Consider the following 20,474-nt stretch of genomic DNA (forward strand, 5'->3'; position numbering starts at 1 on the left):
CATCGATACACGCGGTCGCGGACGATCAGCGCAGTTCCGCCGTCGTCAGCAGGCGGATGTGGGCGGCGGCCCACGCGCGGACCGTGCGGTGCGGGTCGTCGGCGGCGAGCGCCGCCGCCAGGTCCGCGACGGAGGCGGCGGCGGTGCGGAGCCCGGCGCGGTCCAGGTCCCGCCCGGTGCGGGCGATCCGCTGCCGCAGGCCGGGCGTGGTGTGCAGGAGCCCCCGGTGCGCCGCCTCGGCGCAGGCGGCGAGGGCCTCCCCCAGGGCGTGCGTCAGCGGGTCGCGGGCGGCGGCGGCCGGGGCGTCGAGCGCCGCGGTGCCGTCGCCGGGCATCAGGTCGGGGACGACGGCGCCGTCCCCGGTCATCACGGCGAACGGGTCGATGACGATGCCGCCGCGGTCCCTGCGGACGGCGCCGGTCACCAGGCGGGGGCCGCCCTCCAGCGCGGCGGCGAGCGCGTCGAGCGCGGCGGGGCGGTGCGGGCTGTAGTCGGCGGACACGACGGCGGCGGTCCCGGCGGCGTCCGCGACCACGGCCTCCAGGCGCTGCGCGCCGGGGTGGTAGCCGATGTCGCGGACCTCGGCGACCGCGACGGCGCGGACCAGCTCCGCCGCGACCCGGGGCCGGACGAGGCGGGGCGGCAGCGCGTCCAGCGCGCGGGCCTCGGCCGCGAGGTCGCGGACGAGCAGCGCGGCGGGCAGGCTCTCCCAGGCGTCGCCGAGCGGCGTGACCGTGGTCTTCGCGATCCGGCCGGCGGTGACGCGGACGACGCGGCCGGCGCTGCGGGACGCGCTCTCCGACACGACGTTGGATGCGGCGAGCGACCGCAGCGGCACCCCGAGGATGCGGCGCCCGGCGAGGTCGGCGCCGGTGAGGCGGTCGCCGTCCGGGACGTCCCAGCGGCGTTTCAGGACGAGCGCCACGCCCGTGCCGGCGTGCGCGAGGTAGATGTCGGCGGTGCGGTGCGCGCCGGTGCCCGCGACGCGGCAGCCGAGCCCGACCAGCCGGACGCGGCGCAGCGGGGTCTCCGCGCGCTCGTCGGTGCCGAGCGCCTGGGTCCGGTCCGGGCCGCCGGCGGCGCGGTGCCGGGCATGGACCTCGGCGAGCAGCTCCGCGACCCGCGCGGGGTCGTGCTCGGCGCTGCGCTCGTGGTGGGCGGTGAGCTGGGCCGCCAGGTCCTCCAGCGCGGCGGCCGGCCAGTGCATGCCGCGTCCCGCGAGGTCGGCGGCGGTGCGGCCGAGCGCGGCGGCCGGCACCGGGCCCGCGTTCGCGGCGCCCTCCAGCAGGAGCTGCCCGGCCAGGTCGAGGGCGGCGTCGAGCACGGTGCCGCCGTCGCCGCGCGCCGCCCCCGGCGCGCCGCCGACGTCGAGGCGGACCTCGGCGCCGGTGAGGCCGCGCTCGTCGGCGGCGCGGAACGCCCAGGCGGCGAGCACGGTGACCTCGCCGCGCACCGCCGCGACGGCGTCGGTGTGGACGTAGCCCAGCTCGCCCGGCACGAGGAACCGGACGGTGCAGGACGGCAGCTCCACGTGGGCGACCGGGTCCTGCGCGGTGGGGCGGCGGAGCTTCGCCGAGTACCCGGCGCGGAAGGCGCGGCGGGCGGCGGTGAGGGCGCGCTGCCCGAGGACGCGGGCGAGCGCGTCGTCGTCGAACGCCCCCGGCGACCAGGACGCGTCCGCTTCCCCGGACTCGGCGTCGGCGTCGGGCTCGGCGGCCGGTTCGGCGGCCGCCGTCCGCTGGTAGGCGAGGACGAGGCAGATCCGGTGGCGGCACGTCCCGGTGGCGGCGCACGAGCAGGTCGCCGCCTCCAGCCCGGCGCCGGCGGGCAGGGACGTCTTCGTGCCGTCCGGGAAGGCGCCGTCGACGCCGCCGTCCGCGCCCACGGCGATCTCGGGGCCGTTCCCGGCGTCCAGGTCCTTCGCGGCGCGCTTGACGAGCCCCCGGTTGGCCAGGGCGGCGAGCGCGTCGGGGGTGAGCGAGAGCAGGTCGGCGCGGGCCGCGGGGCGGGTCACCGGCCGATCCGTTCGGCGACGAACTCGGCGAGCCGGCCGGGCGTCATGGCGCCGACGTGCGCGCCCTCGGCGGCGAGCCGGCCCGCCATCGCGCGGTCGTAGTCGGGGTTCGCGTCCTCGTCGAGCGCGGCCAGCCCGAGCACCTGCGTCCCCTGCTGGACGAGCCTGCGGACCTCCCGGACGAGCCGGGGCGGGTCGCCGCCCTCGTAGAAGTCGGTGACGAGCGCGACGATCGCGCGGCGCGGGTTCTCCACCAGCCCGGCGCCGTAGCCGACGGCCCGCGCGATGTCGGTGCCGCCGCCGAGCTGCACCTTCATCAGCAGCTCGACCGGATCGGTGACGTCGCGGGTGAGGTCGACCACGGAGGTGTCGAACGCGACCAGGTGCGTCTTCAGGCCGGGCAGCCCCCACAGGCACGCGGCGGTGACGGCGGAGTGCACGACGGACCCCGCCATCGACCCGGACTGGTCGACGAGCAGGATCAGCTGCCACTGCTCGACGTGCCGCCGCGTCCGGGACACGAACCGGGGGCTTTCGATGTAGAGGCGGCGCTCGTCCGGCCGATAGTGCGCCAGGTTCGCGCGGATCGTCGCGTGGAAGTCGAAGTTGCGGGAGTTCTTGACGCGGCTGGGGCGCCGCGACCGGGTGCCGTGGAACGCCTGCCGGACCTCGGTGGCGAGCCGGTCCATCAGCTGCCGGACGACGGTCTCCACGATCCGCCGGGCCAGCGCCAGCACCTCGGCGTTCATCAGGTGCTTGGTGCGCAGGACGGCGCGCAGCAGCGTCGCGTCCGGCTCGATGCGCTCCAGCACCTCGGGGTTCGTGACGATCTCGTGGATCTCGTACCGCTCGACGGCGTCGCGTTCGAGCCGCTCGATCGTCTCCTTGGGGAAGAGCCGGTGCACGGCGTCCAGCCAGTCGACGGTGGTGAGCTGCGAGGGCCCGTCGCCGCCGGTGCGGTCGCCGCCCGGCCTGGCCGTCCCGCCGCCGCCCCCGCGCCGCACGCCGCGCCGTCCGAGGTCGGGGTCGCGGCCGTAGAGCCAGTCGAGGGCGGCGTCCCGTTCGGCCGCCGCGCCGGACAGCGCCCCCGTGCACCCCTCGGCGGGCGCGCCGAGCACGAGCCGCCAGCGTTCCAGATCGGGCGGGATCACGATTCTCCTTCTAGTCCTTGTGGGGGGACGATCCCCCACACCCCCGGTTCGCTTCGCTCAGTTCCAGAAGGCCGGCGGCCGCCAGGGCACGGTCAACGCGCTCCTCCAGGGCTCGGGCCTCGGCGATGAGCAGCGGGTTGTCCGGCGCACGCAGCAGGCTGCGGGCCGGAGCGTTGAGGCCGCGCCGCTCCAGCAGGCCCTCGGCGATGGTCTCGCGCTCGCGCGGCGGGAAGAACCCGAACGCCTGCCGCAGGGCGGGCAGCGCCACCTGGAAGTCGCCGTCGGTGAGGTCGCCGAGCAGCTCGTCGAGGACGCCGAGGACGGTCCCGTCCGGGTCGAGCACCTCCTGCCGGGCCAGGGCGAACAGCCCGGCGAGCCAGTCCCCCAGCACGTCGGGGCCGGCGGCGCCGCGCACCGCGCGGGCCGGGTCGGCGGTGTCGCCGAGCGCCCGGCCGAGCCCGAACGCGGCGCCGCGCAGGTCGGGCGGGACGTCGGCCCCGGCGGCGACGCGGCGGGCGACGCCGAGCGCGGCGTCCCGGTACGCCGCGAGCGTCCCGCCGGCGTGCAGCAGCGCGTCGCGGACCGCGGCGACGGCGCGCAGCCGGTCGAGGTCGGCGGGCGCGGGCCCGCCGCGGATCCCCTCGACGAGCCACAGGATCCGGGCGGCGCACTCCTCGATGACCGTCCCGAACAGCGGGCTCCGGGCCGTGCCGAGGACCCGGTCGTGGCGCCACAGCCCGAGGACGGTGCCGAGCGCGGCGCCGAGCCCGGCGAGGTCGGACGAGCCCGCGATCCCGGCCGCGATCGCCTCGGCGATCCGGTCGGAGCGGTCGGCGCAGCCGCACAGCGCCGCGTCGAACAGCGCGGCGGCGAGCCGCTCCATGTCGGCGCCGGCGGCGTGGACGCGCTCGTCCAGCGCGGCACCCGCCGCGTCGGCGAGCGTCGGCCCGTAGGCGCCGGCCTCGATGAGCGCGGAGCGGCGGTGCCCGCCGGGGTCGGCGGCGGTCAGCTCCCAGCGCTCCTCCAGCACCGGGTCGGCGCCCGTCTCGGGGCCCGACTCCCGCCGCGCGCCGGGGACGCCCAGCACGCGCAGCCGGTGCAGGGCGCGGCTGCGCTCCAGGCCGCGCGGCGACGCCAGCTTGAGGACGACCGGCCCGTCCCGGTCGAGGCCGAGGCGCTCCAGTTCGGCCTCGGCGTCGTGGACGAGCGGCGGCGCGGGCGTCCCCGGGTGCAGCCGCCCGGTCCGGTCCCCGCTCAGCGCGGCGACCATCTCCGCCACGGCCGGGTGGGCGCCGGGGGCGAGCGGGCCGCGCGACGTCCACGGCAGCCGCTGGTCGAGGTCGTCGTTCACCAGGGCGGACACCAGGCCGTCCAGCAGGTCCGTGCGGGCGGGCGCGCGGTGGCCGCGCAGCCGGGTGAGGCCGTCGGTGAGGGTGCGGGCGGCGATCAGGTCGGCGGTCGACACGACCTGCCCGCGCTCGCGCAGCCGCGTCGCGACGCGCTCGGTGAGCGCGCCCGCCGCCGCGCCGGGGCCGTCCTCCCAGAGCCGCTGGTAGTACTCGGGCGACGGCATGCCCGACTGGTAGCCGGTGAAGGCGTCCAGCCGCCTGAAGGAGTACGGGACGAGGAAGCCGCCGCCGATCGCGCCCTCCGGCGGCTCCGGGACGTCCGGCCACTCCGTGGAACCGGTCGCGGCGAGCGCTTCGAGGGCGGGCTTGTGGAACCCGCCGGTCACCACCACGACGGGGCGGTCGCCGGCGTCGGCCACGGCCGCCCGCACCCACGCCGCCATGTACGCCTCGCGGGCCGTGTCGTCCGCCCCGGCCGCCGCCTCGCCGCGCAGCAGCGCGAAGTAGGCGTCGAGCCGCTCCGCGACGCCCCGCTCGTCATCGTCGGCGGCATCGATCTCGAAGAGGTGGTCCCAGAGGATGTCGGTGTTGTCGACGGCGAACTCCCGGCAGAGCCGCTCGGTGACCTCGGCGTAGCGGCGCTCCGCGTCGGCGTACCGGTTGCTGCGCTCGGCGAACGCGGGATGCCACGCGGGCAGGTCGATGAACCGCAGCTCGGCGCCGGCCGCGCGGCCCTCGTGGAGCGCGACCCATTCCGGCGAGTACCCGCAGAACGGCGACCAGGAGGCGTGCACCCGCTCGGCGTCCCGGTAGTAGCTGAACACCGCGACGGGCGGGGTGTGGCCGAGCAGCAGCTCGTCCATCCGCGGGCCGAAGTCGGCGGGGCCCTCGACCAGCACGTACGCGGGCCGCAGCCGCCGGATCGCGTCCCGGACGAGCCGCGCGCACGCCGGGCTGTGGTGCCGGACCCCGATGAACGTGGCGGCCATCAGCCGGGCAGCAGGTGCCGGGCGGCGTGCAGCGCCTTCCACTGCGCGCCGTCGCGCCGCGCGGCCTGCTGCTCCAGGTAGCGGCGCAGCCGGGTGAGGTCGTCGGGGCTGTCCTTGGCGGCGGTCCCGGCGAGGCACTCGACGATGTCGGCGGCGGTGCCGGGCTCGCCGCGCAGGAACCAGCCCCGCACGCCTATCTGGTGCGCGACCGAGACGGCCTCGGCGGTGCTCATCACGGCCGACAGCCGGTCCATGGCCCGGCCGTCCTCGGTGGCGGCGCCGCGCAGCTCCCGGAACGCGGTGACGAGGACCTCCAGGACGTCGCGGCGCGGCGGCGCCTCGACACCGCTGTGCTCCAGCAGCCGCCGCGCCTCCTGCTCGACCAGGTCCAGCTCGGTGCCGAAGTCGGCGATCGGGAAGACGGTCTCGAAGTTGAACCGCCGCTTGAGCGCCGCGCTCATCTCGTTGACGCCCCGGTCGCGGGTGTTGGCGGTCGCGATGACGTTGAACCCGTCCCGCGCGAACACCATCGCGTCCGGGCCGGTCAGCTCAGGGATCGCCAGGACGCGGTCCGACAGCGGGGACAGCAGCGCGTCCTGCACCTCCAGCGGGCAGCGGGTGATCTCCTCGAACCGGACGACCTTGCCCTCGGCCATGCCGGTGTGCAGCGGCGCCGGCACCAGCGACCGCGCGGACGGGCCCTCCGCGACGAGCAGCGCGTAGTTCCACGAGTACTTGATCTGGTCTTCGGTGGTGGCCGCGCCGCCCTGGATCGTCAGGGTGGACGTCCCGCTGACGGCCGCCGCGATCAGCTCCGACAGCAGCGACTTCGCCGTGCCCGGCTCCCCGACCAGCATCAGCCCGCGGCTCGTGGCGAGGGTGACGAGCGCGCGGTCGATGAGCGCGGTGTCGCCGACGAACTTGCGGCCGATGCCGAGCGCGTCGTCGCCGGTGATGAACCGGCGCGCCGCCGTCAGGCTCAGCGCCCAGCCCGGCGGGCGGGGGCCGGTGTCGTCCTCCCGGAGCCGGTCGAGCTCCCCGGCGAACCGGACCTCGGCGGGGGGCCGCTGGTAGTCGGTCTTGTCGTCGCTCATGCTTGCGCGGCCTCCGCGAGAGTGGTCAGGTCGGCGAGGATCTCGGACGCGGTGACGCCGTCCAGCTCGCCGAACGTGAGAGGGGTCCCCTTACTGGGCCAGAAGTCGCCGGGCTCGGTCGCGAACCACACGTAGTCGAGGACCTGGTGGTCGCCGGAGGCGTCCACGGCGCCGACCGAGATGCCGGGATTCAGGTCGATCACGACGTACCGGTCGCGGGCGACGCGGCGGGAGATCCACCGCTCGCCGCCCGCGTCCTGCGGCTCGCCGCGCTCCCAGCCGAGCTTGACGAGGCCGAGGACCTTGCCGAACGGGACCTTCAGGCCCTCGAACCGGGCCAGCCGGCCGCTCTCCCGCTCCGCCTCGGTGAGGACGTGGACGGGACGGGCGAGCTGCAGGAACGGCTGCAGGATCTCGTAGTCGGCGAACACCTCGGCCCACGCCTCGACGTCCGTGCCGGGGCGCGCCGGATGCATGAGCCCCACCTGCGCCGATCCTGGGAGGTCGAACGCGTCGTCGCCGGCGTCGGCGAACGTGCCGTCCTCGGCGACGCGGAACGCGGTCGCCGTCCCGGCGCCCCCTTCGCCGTCGGATTCGTCCTCGTAGGCGACCCAGAGCAGGCGGCGGGCGATGTGCCGGACGAGCGGGTGCCCGGCGATGAACGCGCCGAAGTCGTCCCGGGACCAGCGGCGCTGCGTCACCATGGCCCGCTCCAGGCGGCGGATCTGGTCGGCGGCGGCGGTCCGCACGTCCTTCTTGAGGTCGGTGAACGCCTTGTAGGCGGCGGGCGCGAGGGCGGGGTCGTCCTTGGCGCCGGGCTTGGGGAGGGCCTTGCGGCGCTTGCCGTCCTCGTCGGTGACGAACGGCTTGAGCTGCTCGTCGAACCCGACGGTGAAGCGGCGCGGCCCGTAGTCGAGGACCATGCCGCCGTCGGCGTCCAGCCCGAAGCCGGGGACGAGCCGGTCGCCGAGCTCCTCGGTGGTGAGGCCGAGCCGGTCGGCGACCTGCCGGATCCGCGCCTGCGCCTCCACTTGCAGGCCCTTGAACTTCACCTTCTGCGCGATGCCGTGCAGGTGCATCAGCGCCACGTCCGTCCCGATCTCGCCGAGGACGCCGAGGCCGGTGACGGCGTTCTTGTGCCCGCCCTCACCCGGCCACGCGCGGATGACCGGGGTCAGCCGCCGGACGGTCCCGTCGTCGCCGGTGCGGCCGAGCTGCCGCAGCGCCCACCCGTCCTTGGAGGGCTTGCCCGCGTCGAGCCACTGCTGGAACAGCGCCCACCCGAACTCGGCCACCGAACCGGGGTCGCATGCCTCCGCCAGCTCGTCCATCCCGTGCGGGGCGTCCAAGGTGAGCAGTTCGATGAGGGCGTGGACGGCGTCCAGGGGCAGGGCGCGGTCGCGTCCGCGCAGCAGGACCTGCGGGAGCGGCGCCGGGTCCACCCAGGTGCCGGTCTTCACCGGCTGGGCGAGGCCGGTCGCGGTCGGCGGCAGGGACAGCAGTTCCCCGGCCGCGTCCGCCGCCTGGTCGCCGTGGGCCGCGCGGGCGGCGCCCACGACGGCGGGACGGCCGTGCGCGGCGAGCAGGTACCGCAGGGCGGTCTCGGCGCCGCGCCAGTCCTTGGCCTTCGTCGCGAGCGCCGCCGGGACGAGCAGCGGGACGGCGGCGAGCCCGTGCCGGTCGAACCAGCGGCAGGCGGGCAGCAGCCGGCTGCCGCGCTTGACCAGGCCCTCCGCCATCAGCAGCGCCACGTCCGCGTCCAGGTACGGCAGGAGCGGGTCGGCGCAGGTCTCCAGGTTCGGCCGGGCGGTGCGGATCGCGGCGGGCAGCGCGTCCAGTTCGTAGCGGGCGGCGAGAAACCGCATCCACGCGTCGGCGAACCGGCGGACCAGCCCCGCGTAGCCGGGGAGCAGCGGGCGGACCACGTCCTCGGGGCCGTAGCACATCAGCTGCAGCGGCGCGATCTTGTGATCGCCCGCCTTGTAGCCCTCGGCGAGGGCCTCCCAGTCGGCGGCCTCGGGCCTGCCCACGTACTTCTCCAGGTCCGTCTCCAGCCATTCCCGCCGTTCGCCGTCGCGCCACGCCAGCCGGGGCGCGGGCGGGGTCAGGCCGGTCAGGACGGGACGCCGGGGGTCGCGCCACGGCGGGGCGGCGAGGACGGCGGGCAGCTCGTCCGGTGCGGCATCGGGGACGCGCGGCGACGCGGCGGCGGCGCGGCGGCGGCGCGCTCGACGGCCGCGGCGACGTCGTCCGGCAAGCCGGGCAGCGCGGCGGCGACCAGCTCGGGGTGGGCCGCGGCATGGCTCGCGAGCAGGTCGCCGGCGCCCGCGCGGGCCAGCAGCCGCAGCGCCCGCAGCGGGAACCGCCGGGCGGCCTCGCCGAGCGCGCCCCGCACATGCCTCTCGCCGAGCCGGTCGATCAGTGCCTGGAACGCCTCGTCCGTCGGCAGGAGGGCGATCGCCTCGAAGATGCGCTTGCGGTCGGCGGAATCGAGGTTTCCGGTGGTGGCCTCCTGGAGGAGGAACGCAAGCACGTCCGGGCCGATCCCGTCCAGCATCGTGGCGAGCAGGGCGCGGCTCGGGTCTCCCCAGTAGAACCCAGGCGTCGTCGCGAGTTGCGAGGCCTTTCCGAAGGTCAGCAGCGCGAGCCGCTGCGACGATCCGCTCCACGGTCCGAGGGCGCCGGGATCGGCGCAGCACTCTTCCACCCAGTCCTGCCGGTCGGGGACCATGTACGAGACGATCCACCGCGCCGCCCGTGTCGAGCGGTATGCGGCCAGCCGGTCGACCGCACGCGCGTGCTCACCGTCGTCGGCGGCGGCCAGCAGCCCCCGGACGCGCCGCAGATCGTCCGTCAGCATGGTCCCGAGGTCGGCATCGCCCTCTCGCCGGACGGCACCGGCCCCTGAACCGCGCCACGGCCCGTCGCCCTCGCAGACCGCCCTCGTCCGGCTCAGCTCGACCAGCGCGCAGGCCGCGAAGGCGAGCCCGTGCCCGGTGATCCAGGCATCGGTGAACGCCCGGTGCACCTCCCCCTTGCGGGCCGGCCCGCCGACTCCCATGACGGTGACGGCGGCGATGGCGCCGGCGCCGGTCGGGTCGTCCGCGCCGTCCAGATGGCGGCGCGCGGCCTCGGCGAGCGCCGCGTCCCCGGCCCCTCCTTCGAGCAGCGCCTCGACCGCCCCGCCGGTCTCCTCGACGAGGCGCCGTACGGTGCGCGGCGCGGCCGGGTCGACCTTGATCTTGGGGCCGGGCGCGCCGCCGCGCCGCGCGTGCAGCGCGCGCCGCCACGCGTCGGGAATGGTCAGGACGTCCTCGCCGGGGGGCCGATCTTCCATGGCGCCCAACGGTAGAGGAGCGGGCCGACAGATCCGTAGGATTCCCCGCATGACCGAGGCGACCTGGCGGCCCGGCGATGTCGTGCTCGATCTCTACGAGGTGCGCGACGTGGTCGCCACCGGCGGCATGGGCCTGGTCTACCGGGTGCGCCACCGCGGCTGGGACACCGAACTCGCGATGAAGGTGCCCCGTCCCGAGCTGGTCGGGTCCGCGGACGCGCTGCGCGGCTTCGAGGACGAGGCGCAGACCTGGGTCGGGCTCGGCCCGCACCCGCACATCGTGAACTGCGCGTACGTGCGCCGGCTCGGCCCGCTGCCGGGCGTGTTCGCCGAGTGGGTCGGCGGCGGCAGCCTCGCCGACGCGATCGAGGACGGCCGGCTGCGCGACCCGGACCCGCGCCGCACCGCGGGCCGGCTCATCGACGTCGCGATCCAGTTCGCCTGGGGGCTGGACCACGCGCACCGCAGCGGGCTCGTCCACCAGGACGTGAAGCCCGCGAACGTGATGCTCACCCCGGACGGGACGGTCAAGGTCACCGACTTCGGGCTGGCGAAGGCGCGGATCAGGGCGGGCGAGGACGGCGTCCCGCGTCCGGACGCCGATCCCCTGGTCAGCTTCGCGGGCCTGACCCCGGCGTACTGCTCCCCCGAGCAGGCGCGGGCGGCGGCGGGCGACCGGGCGCCGCTGACCCGCGCGACGGACGTGTGGTCGTGGGCGCTCAGCGTGCTGGCGATGTTCACCGGCGGCCCGCCGGTGTGGTCGGGCGCGGACGGCGGCCGGGCGTTCGAGGAGTTCGCCGTGCGGGCGGCCGGCGTCCTGCCGCCCGGTCTCGCGGACGTGCTGCGCGCGTGCTTCCGGCCGGACCCGTCGTCGCGTCCCGACCGGATGGACGAGCCGGCCGAGGCGCTCGCGACGGTGTACGCGCAGGTCACCGGCACCCCTTACCCCCGGGAGCAGCCCGGGCCCGCGACGCTGCTCGCGGACGGGCTGTCGAACCAGGCGCTGTCGATGCTCGACCTCGGCCACCCCGAGGAGGCCGAGGCGCTGTGGGAGCGGGCGGTACAGGCCGACCCGCACCACCCGCACGCCGTCTACAACCGGGGCCTGCGCCTGTGGCGCACCGGCCGGATGACGGACGCGCGGCTCGTCGGCGAACTGGAGCAGGTCCGCGCGACGCACAAGGACGACTGGATCGGCGATCACCTGCTCGGCCTGGTGCATCTGGAGCGCGGCGCCGCGGCCGAGGCGGTGGCGCTGCTGGAGGCCGCCGCCGAGCAGGCGCCGGACGCCCCCGAGCCGGCCGCGGCGCTGGAGAGCGCCCGGCGGCTGCCCGCCGCGCGGCCGCCCGCCGTCCTGGAAGGCCACGCCGACCCGGTCAGCGCGGTCGCGCTCGGCGCCGGGCTCGCGGTGAGCGGCGGCCGGAACTCCTCGAACCCGCCGCCGCCCGGCGCGGAGGGCGGCACCGTGCGGATCTGGGACCTGGCGGCCGGGCACTGCGTCCACGTGCTGCCCGCGCACTCCGCCGGGCTCGCGGGCGGGGTGGGCGCGGTGGCGCTGAGCCCGTGCGGCCGGTTCGCGGCCTCCGGTGGCGCGGACGGCGCCGTGCTCGTCTGGGACGTCCGGTCCGGGCTTCTGCTGCACCGGCTCGAAGGGCACGCGGGCCGGGTCGACTCGCTCGCGTTCGCCTCGGACGGCTCGCTCCTGGCGACGGCCACCGAAGGCGGGGCCGTCCGGCTCTGGGACACCGGCGGCGGGCGTTGCGTCCGCACCCTTCAGCAGGAGCAGGACCTCCCGCGCGCGCTCGGCGGGGCGGTCGCGATGACCAGTGACGGGCATGTCGTCAGGTGGGAGCCGACCACCATGCGCCTGCGCGTGTGGAACGCGGCCAAGGGCATGCTCGTCCGGACGACGTCGATGCCCCGGGCCCGCGTCGCGCTCAGCGCGGGAGGACGCGCCGCGATCGCCGCGACCGAGACGGAACTGCGCGTCTGGGACACCGTGGCGGGCCGTCCGCTGCGCACCCTGGACCGCCGGATCGGCCCCGACCTGCGGTTCGCCGTCAGCGACGACGGCCGGCGGGCCTTGTCGGGCGGCCCCGACGGCCCGCAGCTGTGGGACCTCGACGAGGAACGCGGCCTGCGCACCCTGCCGGGCCAAGGCGCCCTCACCGGAACGTTGGCGCTGAGCGGCGACGGCCTGCACGCGCTCACCGCGCCGAGCGGCCCGGCCGTCCACGTATGGCACCTGGCAGACCCGGGACCGCACGCCCCCTGGAGCCATGCACGCCCGCGCACGGCGGCGGAACTGGCCCGCGAGGCCGACGCGGCGGGCCTCGCCCTGTCCCGGGCCCGCAGGCTCGCGGACGCCGGGGACTGGGCGCGGGCGGGGGCGGAACTGCGCGCCGCCCGCAACGTCCCCGGCCACGAACGCAACCGCGACCTGCTCCGCCTGTGGCGCGAGGCCGGGCGGCACGGCCGCCGGACCGACCTGCTGGGCGGCTGGCAGGGAGCCGAACTGCCCGGCACCGAACGCAGGTCGGTCAGCGCCGGCGCGCTGAGCGCGGGCGGTGTCCTCGCCCTTTCGTTCGGCGCCTGGCCGATCGTGTGGCTCGTGGACGCCGCGTCCGGGGAGCATCTGCACACGCTCCAGGTGGGCGGCATGTCCGTCGAGTGCGTCGCCTTCACCCCGGACGGGCACCGGCTGCTGACCGGGGCGAGCGACGGGAAGGTCCGCGTGTGGGACGCGGCCTCCGGCGAGTGCCTGCGCGTCCTCAGCGGCCACAAGGCCGACGTCAGGTCGCTGGCCGTGAGCGCGGACGGGCGGCTCGCCGCATCCGGCGACGAGGACGGCACCGTCCGCGTCTGGGACCTCGACAGGGGCAGGCGCAGGCACGTCCTCAAGGGGCACAGCGGGGTCGTCCTCTCCCTGCGCTTCGGCCCTGGCGCCGGAACCCTCCTGGTGTCGGACATGCGCCGCGTGGTGACGCTCTGGCGGCTCGGAGGCCGGCGGTCGCGCGTCCTGCCGGGCCGGTCGCCGGCCGCCATGAGCGCCGACGGCCGCACGGTCGTGACGTGCGGCCACACGGTGGGCACCCTCTGGACCTCGGACGGGACGACCGGCGAAGGCACCGGCTACGTCCGGGGCCCGTCGGAGGAACTCGCGTCCATCCACGTGGACGCCGCCGGCGCCCTGACCGCCACGGTCGGCCCCGACGGCGCCCTGCGCGTCTGGGACCTGCGCGCCGAACGCCTCCTGCACCACCCGCCGGAGCCGGTCACCTGCCTGGCGCGCAGCACCGGCGACCGGTTCGCGGTCTCCGGCGGGCCCGACGGGAACCTGCGCGTCTGGGACGTCCCGTCCGGACGGTGCCTGCACACCCTCAAGGCCCACGCGGCCGCCGTCACCTGGGTCGGCCTCAGCGCCGACGCCCACCTCGCGGTGTCCCGCGACCGGGACCATGTGATGCGGGCCTGGGAACTCGACTGGGACCACGTGTTCGAGAACGGAAGGGCATCCCCATGATCCTCGGCTGCTCCGGCTGGGCCTGCACGCGCCTCATCTCGGTGTCGAAGGTGCCGGGCGGCAACCCGGTCGCCCGCGACGACCCGGAGGCCTTCGCGATCGAGTTCATGATCTGCGGCGACTGCGGCAAGAACTTCTGCGACCGCTGCCACGCCCCGGGCTCGGTCTTCCGCGCGCCCCGCTGCGCGCACTGCGGCGGGAAGCTCGTCCCCGGCAGCAGGCTGGAGCAGGTCGGGGGCCGCGCCCGGCCCGCCGAGGTCGAGCACCACGACCGGGCGGTCGGCGCGATCGAGTCCGGCCGCTTCGAGGACGCCGTGCGCGACCTGGACGAGGCCGTCCGGCTCCGCCCCGGGTACGCCACCGCGCACCACTGGCGCGGCATCGCGCTCAGCGAATCCGGCCGTCCCGCCGAGGCGCTCGCGGCGTTCGACGAGGCGGTCCGGCTGAACCCGTCCGACGTGCCGTCCCGCTTCGAGAAGGCCCGCGCGCTCTCCCTCATGGAACGCGACGCCGAGGCGCTCACCGCGTACGAGGAGACCATCGCCGTCCAGCCCCGCTATCCCGCGCCGCAGGTCAACCGGGCGGTCCTGCTGATGGACGCCGGCCGCGACGCGGAGGCCCTCGCCGTCATCGACCAGGCCATCGCGCTGCTCACCTCCGGAACCGCCGTGGGCGCCGGCCGGTACGACCTCGCGAGCGCCCACAGCGTGAAGGGCGCGGCCCTGGTCAAGCTGGACCGCTGCGAGGAGGCCCTGCCCGTCATCGACTACGCCATCGACAACGGCCCCGACTCCTGGAACGACCACTACAACAAGTCGGTCGCCCTCGAAGTGCTCGGCCGCATCGAGGAGTCCGAGATCGCCCGGAGCATCGCCGACTCCCTCCGCGACGCCTGAGGGAGACCGTTGCAGGCCCCGCGCGGCCGCCCGGCCGCCCGGCCGCCCGTCAGGCGTTCCGCAGGATGTCGCGGAGCCGGGCGGCGTAGGCGCGCGGGTGGGTCGTGTTGCCGTTGTGCCCGCCGGGGAGTTCGGCGATGCCGGTGCCGAGCAGGGCGGCCAGTTCCTCGGCGCAGCGGTAGTCGAAGACGGTGCGCGGGGTGGTGCGGCCCGCGGCGGGGATGATGCGCGTCGCGGTGCCCGCCAACTCGGCGACCGGCAGGGTGTCGCCGATGACGGCGGCGAAGTCGTGCTCGATGAAGAAGCCGAAGTTGGCGATGCGCCGCGGGGTCATGGGCTGCGGTGCCAGGCCGGGTTCGGCGTCGGGGGCGGCGGGGTCGATGCCCAGCACCTCGGCGATCGTCCGCAGCGCCGGGCCCAGGCCGTCGCGGCGGTAGAGCCGCTGGATCTCGGCCAGCTCCGCTTCGTGGCGGGCGCGTTCGGCGGCGGGCAGCAGGCCGGGTGCGACCGGCTCGTGGGCGATGAGCGTGCCGATCCGGCCGGGGTGGCGGGCGGCCAGGTGCAGGCCGATGACGGCGCCCAGGCTGCAGCCGAGCATCGCCGCGGGTTCGTCGGTGAGCGCCGCGAGCAGGCGGTGGACGTCGTCGGCGTGCTCGGCGAGCGTCACTGCCCGGTCCGGGTCGTCCGGAGTGCTGCGCGACAGCCCGCGCCGGTCGTAGGTGATGACGGTGTAGTCGGCGGCGAGCCGGTCGACCAGGTCGGTGCTGCGTCCGGCGTCGCCTTCGCCGCTCTGGGAGATCAGCAGCACCGGGCCGGTGCCGCGCACCTCGTAGTAGAGGGTCGCGCCGGGGACGGCCAGGTGGCCGGCCCTCGCAGTGCTCACAGCGGTCATCTCGGGTTCCCTTCTCGCCGGCGGCTCCGGTCGCCGCCGTCGTGCATCACCGTAAAGCATCAAACTTGATACATCAAGCCTGATGTATCAGCCTTGATGTACCTTGGCGGGATGAACGGAGTCGAGCTGTTCCTGCTGGGCCGCACGCTGATGAAGATCGGCGAGGAGGCGCTGCCCACCGAGGGGCTGGGCGACCAGCCGACCGGCGTCCGGACGGTGCTGATCGTGGTCAGCGACGTGCGCGCGCACCCCGGCGGCGCGATCGGCGAGATCGCCGCCCGCACCGGCCTGCCGCAGAGCGCGGTGTCGGCCGCGGTGGCCCGCCTCCGCGAGGCCGGCGCCGTCGTCACCGAACCCGACGCCCGCGACCGCCGCCGGCTCCTCATCCACCCCGCACCCGGCGTCTCCGACCGGGTGGAGCAGGTCCGCGCGACCTCCATCGACGCCGCGCTGGCCAAAGCCATGGACACCGCCGACTCCGGGCAGATCGCCCAGGTCAGCGCTCTCCTGGAGCAGCTCGCAGAGCACCTGACCCCGCAGACGCTCACCCGCCTCCGCGGCTGACCCCCGCCTCGGCGGCCGGGGCGGGGCCGCCTCCCGGCGGCGGCGGTGGACCGGCGTACCGTGGTTCGAGGTCCGTGCGCGGACGGCGGGGCCGACGTTCTTGAGGAGGCGCGGGTGACGGTCGGGGACGGGACGCTGGCGGTGGGGGCCGGGCGGCCGGATGCGGAGAACTCCACGCCGGGGCTGCCGGGGCCGGTGTTCGCGGCGCATTACCATCTGGCCGGGGAGACGAGCGGGCCCTATACCTACGGGCGCGACTCCAATCCGACATGGACGCTGCTGGAACGGGCGATCGGCGAACTCGAAGGCGGGGCCGAGGTCGTTTCCTTCGCGTCGGGAATGGCCGCCGTGGCGGCCGTGCTCCTGTCGCAGGTGCGGGCGGGCGATGTCGTCGTCCTGCCCGATGACTGCTACATGGCGACCCGTCAGTTGAAAGAGCGGCTGGAGTCGTACGGGGCGGTGGTGCGAATGGCGCCCACCGGCGGGGACGCGCAGATCGCACTGCTGGACGGGGCGCGGCTGGTCTGGCTGGAGACGCCGTCCAATCCACGGCTGGACGTGTGCGATATCGCGCGGGTCGCGAAGGCCGCGCATGCGACCGGGGCGCTGGTGGCGGTCGACAACACCCTGGCCACGCCCCTGGGTCAGCGGCCGCTGGATCTGGGCGCCGATTTCTCCGTCGCCAGTGACACCAAGGCGTTGAGCGGGCACGGGGATCTGCTGCTCGGGCATGTCGCGACGCGGAATCCGGAACTGGCCGCCGGGGTGCGGCTGTGGCGGAAGACGGTGGGCGCCATTCCCGGGCCGATGGAGGCGTGGCTGGCGCACCGGTCGCTCGCCACGCTGGAGTTGCGGCTGGAGCGGCAGGCCGCCAACGCGATGGCGCTGGCGGAGGCGCTGCGGGGGCGGGTCGCCGGGCTCCGGTATCCGGGGCTGCCGGACGATCCGTCGCACGAGGTCGCGGCCCGGCAGATGCGCCGGTTCGGGTGCGTCCTGTCGTTCACGCTGCCCGACGCGCCCGCGGCCGAACGGTTCCTGGGGGCGATGCGGCTGGTCATGCAGGCCACCAGTTTCGGCAGCGTGCACAGTTCGGCGGAACGGCGGGGGCGCTGGGGCGGCGACGCCGTGGAGCCGGGATTCGTCCGTTTCTCGGTCGGCGTCGAGAACACCGGTGATCTCGTGGCGGACGTTCTCCAGGCGCTGGAGAAAACGGTGTGAACGGGCGGGGCGGGCCGCTGTAGCGTGGCCCGCCATGAGCGACGCGCGGGCACTTCTGAAAAGCGGCGACATCGCCGGGCTGATCCGGCATCTGCGGTCCAACGCCGACGGCATGGAACTGCGCGAGGTCGCGCGGCTCATGGAGGGCGCGGCCAAGCTGTCGGGGTTCGACGACATGCGGGACGCCGCGCGGGCGATGGCCCGCAAGCAGGAGCCGCAGCAGCTCTACGACTTCGGTTACGCGTGCATCGAGCGCGGTATCGCGTTCCTGGCGATCCCCCCGCTGCGGCGTGCGGTGGAACTGATGCCGGACGAGCCCGCCCTGGTCATGGAACTGGTCTCCGCGCTGGAGCGGGAGAACCGCCACGCCGAGGCGGTCTCGGTGCTGGAGCCGCGGGTGGATGCGTTCGATCCGTGGCCCGCGCGGTATCTGCTCGCCTACAACGCGCTGTTCTCCGGGGACGTCGCCCGGGCCGAGCGGGAGGCGGGGCGGCTGCCCGCGCCCGCGGACGAGCAGTGGCTGCCCGTCCGCGACCGGCTCGCCCGGATGCTCGCGCGGGCGGTGGCGGTGCGGGCCGTCGCGCCGCTGGACGCCAGGGACCTGCGCGGCTGGCATTTCGCGCTCACCGGCGGCCTCCTCACCACGATCTCGCCGTACGGGTTCGAGGACGGCATGACGGGCCGGTTCGCCTACATGTCCGACGGATTGGGGATGTGCCGGCGGAGCCTCGACCGGCTGCGGCTGGTCCTGGACGCGGCGGGGCGGCGGCCGGCGTCGGTCGGGCTGCTCCCCGACCGGTCCAGCACGATCCTCGGGCTGGCGGCGGCGCGGCTGCTCGGGCTGCCCGCCGAGCCGTTCGCGCCCGGCCGCCCCGACGTGCTCGTCGTCGCCTACGACCTGAACGAGACCGAGGCCGGCGGGCTCCGGGAGCGGGCCGAGGGGCAGGTGCTGTTCGAGCACGCGTCCTGCTGGACCGACCCGCCGACGGTGAGCGCCGACGTCACCGGCTTCCTGCACCAGGTCGTGAAGTCGCCGTGGGGCGAGCAGCTGCGGATGGTGCCCGGCGGCCGGCCCGAGACGGTGCCGCCGGACGATCGCCCCGTGGAGGAGCTTGCCGCGGAGATCGTCCAGGCGGCCCCGGAGGCGGTCGAGGACGACGGCGCGCCGCCGGACCCCGACGAGGTGCTCGCCGGGCTGGTGGGCGCCGTCCGCGGCCACTGGCTGACCGGGCCGAGGGACGCGGTGCGCGACCCCGGCCCGGTGCCGAGCGGCCGCTTCGCCTAGCCCGCCAGCGAGGTCAGGTCGGTGAGGAGTTCGGAGACGAAGACCGGGTCGAGGTCCGCGAACCCGTCCTCGATGACGCGGGACGGCGCGTAGCCGCCCGCCGACTTCCCGATCCAGACGTGCTCGATCGTCTGCTCGGGGTTGAGGTCGGTGTACCCGACGGCGATGCCGGGGCTCAGGTCGAGCACGACGGCCACGTCCGGGACGAGCGTCCAGGACATCCAGTGCTCGATGCCGTTGTCCTGCGGCGCGCCGCGGCTCCAGCCGGTCCGGGTGAGGCCGAGGAGCCTGCCGGTCGGGACGGTCAGGCCCTCGAACCGGGCGAGCCGGCCGCCGGCGCCCTCCCCCTCGGCGAGGGTGTGGACGGGCCGTCCGAGCTGCGGGAACGGCTGCAGGATCTCGTAGTCGCCGAACATCTCCGACCACGCGTCCAGGGTGTTCCCCAGCTCCAGCGGATGGGCGATCTGGACCGCCGCCGACTCCGGCAGGTCCACCGCGTCGTCGTTCAGGTCGGCGAACGTCAGGTCCTCGGCGACGCGGAAGGCCCGGTCGCCGCTCAGCCAGACCAGGCGCCGCGCGAGATGCCGCATCAGCGGATGGCCGACGACGTACTCGCCGAACTCGGCGGCCGTCCACTCCCGGCCCATGACCATGGCCGACTCCAGCCGGGCGACCTGGACGGACGCCACGGCGCGCAGCTCCTTCTTCAGCTCCGCGAACCGCTGGTGGGCGGCGGGCGCCAGGCCGGGGTCGTCCTTGGCGCCCGGCTTGGGCAGCGACTTGCGGACCGTGCCGTTCCCGTCCGCGATGGTGGGCTTGAGCTGCTCGTCGAAGCCGACGGTGAACCGGCGCGGCCCGTAGTCGAGGACGAGGGTGCCGCCGGCGTCCAGGCCGAAGGCCGGGACGAGGCGGTCGGCGAGCTGGTCGGGCGTCAGGCCGCGCTTCTTCGCCGCGAACGCCAGCCTGCGCTGCGCCTCCGCCTTCAGCCCCTTGTACTTCGACTTACGCGCGATGGAGTCGAGCTGCGTGAGGGCGGTGTCGCCGCCGATCTCGACGAGGACGCCGAGCCCGTGCACCGCGCGGCCGTGCCCGCCGGGCTGGCCGGGCCACTTCTTGATGTGCGGGGTAAGGCGGCGGGCGGTCTCCTCGTCGCCGAACCGGCCGAGCATGGACAGCACGAACCCGCTGCGGCCGGGGAACCGCGCCGCCTCCCACGCCTCGAACAGCGCCCACGAGAACGCCGTGAGCGACTCCGGTTCGCACACCTCGGCGGCCCCGTCCAGGACCGGGGCGACGTCGATGCCGCGGCTGTCCGGCACCGTCATCGCGAGCAGGAGCGTGCGGAGCGCCTCGGGCGGCAGTTCCCCGCCGCCCTTCAGCGGCGGGGCGGGCAGCGCGCCCAGGTCCAGCCAGGCGGGGAGGGGCGGCGGCTTGTACGGGGGCTCGGCGCGCGCGGCGGCGGGCGGTGCGGCGGCCAGGAGCGCGGCGACCGCGGCGGCGGCCTCGTCCCCGTGGACGCGGGCGGCCTCGGCGACGTCGCCCTTGACGGCCCGCAGCGCCTTGGCCGCGTTGCGGCGGGGGCCGACGCGCTTGCCGAGCGCGTCCGGCACCAGGTGGGGGACGGCGTCCAGGCCATGCCGGCCGAGCCAGGCGGCGGCGAGGTCCTGCGCCGACTTGAGCCGGTACAGCCAGTCCGCGACCAGGCGGGCGACGTCGGCGGACAGGAACGGCATCAGCACCGGGCCCGTGCCGTACGGGTTCTGCTTGGCGAGGCGGAACGCCACGTCCCAGGCGTCCGTCTCGAAGCGCGCGACGACCGGCCGGAGCGAGTGGGCGAAGTCCCACGTCACCTTCGGCTGCCAGCCGGCCAGCAGCGGGCGGGCGAGGTGCTCGGGGGCACCCGCGAGGAACGCGGCCTGGACGGGCGCGTAGCCCATGCGGCCGTCCCGGAACTGCTCGGCGGCCTCCTCCCACTCGCCGTCCGCCCACGCCCGGTACGCGCGGGTCGCCGCCCACTCCTCCCGCTCGCCCGGCGCCCAGCGGACCGCGCGGCCGTCCGGTGGTTCGAGGCCCGCGACGATGACCGGCTCTTCGCCGGCCGGGGTCCCGGCGGGCTCGCGCGCCGCCCACGGCGGTTCCAGCAGCGCCTTCGGCAGTTCCAT

Annotated in this window: 13 protein-coding genes; 5 read left to right on the forward strand and 8 right to left on the reverse strand. The window is 76.0% G+C overall.

The window, feature by feature from the left end:
• Nucleotides 1-25 precede the first annotated feature (25 nt).
• The 6 genes from HUT06_RS26955 to HUT06_RS26980 form a co-directional block, all read right to left on the reverse strand.
• Nucleotides 26-2,014, reverse strand: a complete 1,989-nt coding sequence (locus tag HUT06_RS26955; RefSeq protein ID WP_176198263.1) for a hypothetical protein — start codon at nt 2,012-2,014, stop codon at nt 26-28.
• Nucleotides 2,011-3,165: a VWA domain-containing protein gene (locus HUT06_RS26960; RefSeq protein WP_176198264.1), complete on the reverse strand. Its 1,155-nt coding sequence runs from the start codon at nt 3,163-3,165 to the stop codon at nt 2,011-2,013. The genes HUT06_RS26955 and HUT06_RS26960 overlap by 4 nt, the downstream gene beginning before the upstream one ends.
• A gap of 10 nt (nt 3,166-3,175) precedes the next feature.
• A complete protein-coding gene (locus tag HUT06_RS26965) occupies nt 3,176-5,503 on the reverse strand; it encodes a DUF5682 family protein (protein ID WP_176198265.1) in 2,328 nt (775 codons plus the stop codon).
• Nucleotides 5,503-6,597: an AAA family ATPase gene (locus tag HUT06_RS26970; RefSeq protein WP_176198266.1), complete on the reverse strand. Its 1,095-nt coding sequence runs from the start codon at nt 6,595-6,597 to the stop codon at nt 5,503-5,505. The genes HUT06_RS26965 and HUT06_RS26970 overlap by 1 nt, the downstream gene beginning before the upstream one ends.
• Entirely contained in the window at nt 6,594-8,627 is a 2,034-nt protein-coding gene (locus tag HUT06_RS26975) for a DUF4132 domain-containing protein (protein WP_176198267.1), read from the reverse strand. Before HUT06_RS26975 ends, HUT06_RS26970 begins: the two co-directional genes overlap by 4 nt.
• Nucleotides 8,628-8,710: 83 nt before the next feature.
• Entirely contained in the window at nt 8,711-9,934 is a 1,224-nt protein-coding gene (locus tag HUT06_RS26980) for a hypothetical protein (protein ID WP_176198268.1), read from the reverse strand.
• 49 nt (nt 9,935-9,983) lie between these two features.
• On the opposite strand from HUT06_RS26980, the gene HUT06_RS26985 reads away from it, so the two are divergent.
• On the forward strand, nt 9,984-13,457 hold the full coding sequence (locus tag HUT06_RS26985) for a protein kinase (protein WP_176198269.1): 3,474 nt from the start codon (nt 9,984-9,986) through the stop codon (nt 13,455-13,457).
• A complete protein-coding gene (locus HUT06_RS26990) occupies nt 13,454-14,353 on the forward strand; it encodes a tetratricopeptide repeat protein (protein WP_176198270.1) in 900 nt (299 codons plus the stop codon). The genes HUT06_RS26985 and HUT06_RS26990 overlap by 4 nt, the downstream gene beginning before the upstream one ends.
• A 49-nt stretch (nt 14,354-14,402) precedes the next feature.
• Here the strand turns inward: HUT06_RS26990 and HUT06_RS26995 are convergent, their stop codons facing one another.
• Nucleotides 14,403-15,236 (reverse strand): alpha/beta fold hydrolase, encoded by an 834-nt coding sequence (locus tag HUT06_RS26995; protein ID WP_254715401.1) that lies wholly within the window; start codon nt 15,234-15,236, stop codon nt 14,403-14,405.
• A gap of 120 nt (nt 15,237-15,356) precedes the next feature.
• Here HUT06_RS26995 and HUT06_RS27000 point away from each other — a divergent pair, with 120 nt between their 5' ends.
• From HUT06_RS27000 to HUT06_RS27010, 3 genes are all read left to right on the forward strand, one after another.
• On the forward strand, nt 15,357-15,809 hold the full coding sequence (locus HUT06_RS27000) for a MarR family winged helix-turn-helix transcriptional regulator (RefSeq protein ID WP_176198272.1): 453 nt from the start codon (nt 15,357-15,359) through the stop codon (nt 15,807-15,809).
• 114 nt (nt 15,810-15,923) lie between these two features.
• Nucleotides 15,924-17,027 carry a cystathionine gamma-lyase gene (locus HUT06_RS27005; RefSeq protein WP_176198273.1) on the forward strand — a complete coding sequence of 368 codons (1,104 nt, stop codon included), beginning with the start codon at nt 15,924-15,926 and terminating at the stop codon, nt 17,025-17,027.
• 34 nt (nt 17,028-17,061) lie between these two features.
• On the forward strand, nt 17,062-18,312 hold the full coding sequence (locus HUT06_RS27010) for a hypothetical protein (protein ID WP_176198274.1): 1,251 nt from the start codon (nt 17,062-17,064) through the stop codon (nt 18,310-18,312).
• Here the strand turns inward: HUT06_RS27010 and HUT06_RS27015 are convergent.
• Complete coding sequence (locus HUT06_RS27015) at nt 18,309-20,474, reverse strand: DUF4132 domain-containing protein (RefSeq protein WP_176198275.1); 2,166 nt, start codon at nt 20,472-20,474, stop codon at nt 18,309-18,311. The genes HUT06_RS27010 and HUT06_RS27015 overlap by 4 nt on opposite strands.

It is taken from the genome of Actinomadura sp. NAK00032, assembly GCF_013364275.1.
Taxonomy (GTDB): domain Bacteria; phylum Actinomycetota; class Actinomycetes; order Streptosporangiales; family Streptosporangiaceae; genus Spirillospora.

Bases quoted from the DNA above. Each gene is read 5' to 3' on its own strand.
- HUT06_RS26965 (WP_176198265.1), bottom strand. From the start codon at position 5,503: ATGGCCGCCACGTTCATCGGGGTCCGGCACCACAGCCCGGCGTGCGCG.
- HUT06_RS26970 (WP_176198266.1), bottom strand. From the start codon at position 6,597: ATGAGCGACGACAAGACCGACTACCAGCGGCCCCCCGCCGAGGTCCGG.
- HUT06_RS26980 (WP_176198268.1), bottom strand. From the start codon at position 9,934: ATGGAAGATCGGCCCCCCGGCGAGGACGTCCTGACCATTCCCGACGCG.
- HUT06_RS26985 (WP_176198269.1), top strand. From the start codon at position 9,984: ATGACCGAGGCGACCTGGCGGCCCGGCGATGTCGTGCTCGATCTCTAC.
- HUT06_RS26990 (WP_176198270.1), top strand. From the start codon at position 13,454: ATGATCCTCGGCTGCTCCGGCTGGGCCTGCACGCGCCTCATCTCGGTG.
- HUT06_RS27000 (WP_176198272.1), top strand. From the start codon at position 15,357: ATGAACGGAGTCGAGCTGTTCCTGCTGGGCCGCACGCTGATGAAGATC.
- HUT06_RS27010 (WP_176198274.1), top strand. From the start codon at position 17,062: ATGAGCGACGCGCGGGCACTTCTGAAAAGCGGCGACATCGCCGGGCTG.
- HUT06_RS27015 (WP_176198275.1), bottom strand. From the start codon at position 20,474: ATGGAACTGCCGAAGGCGCTGCTGGAACCGCCGTGGGCGGCGCGCGAG.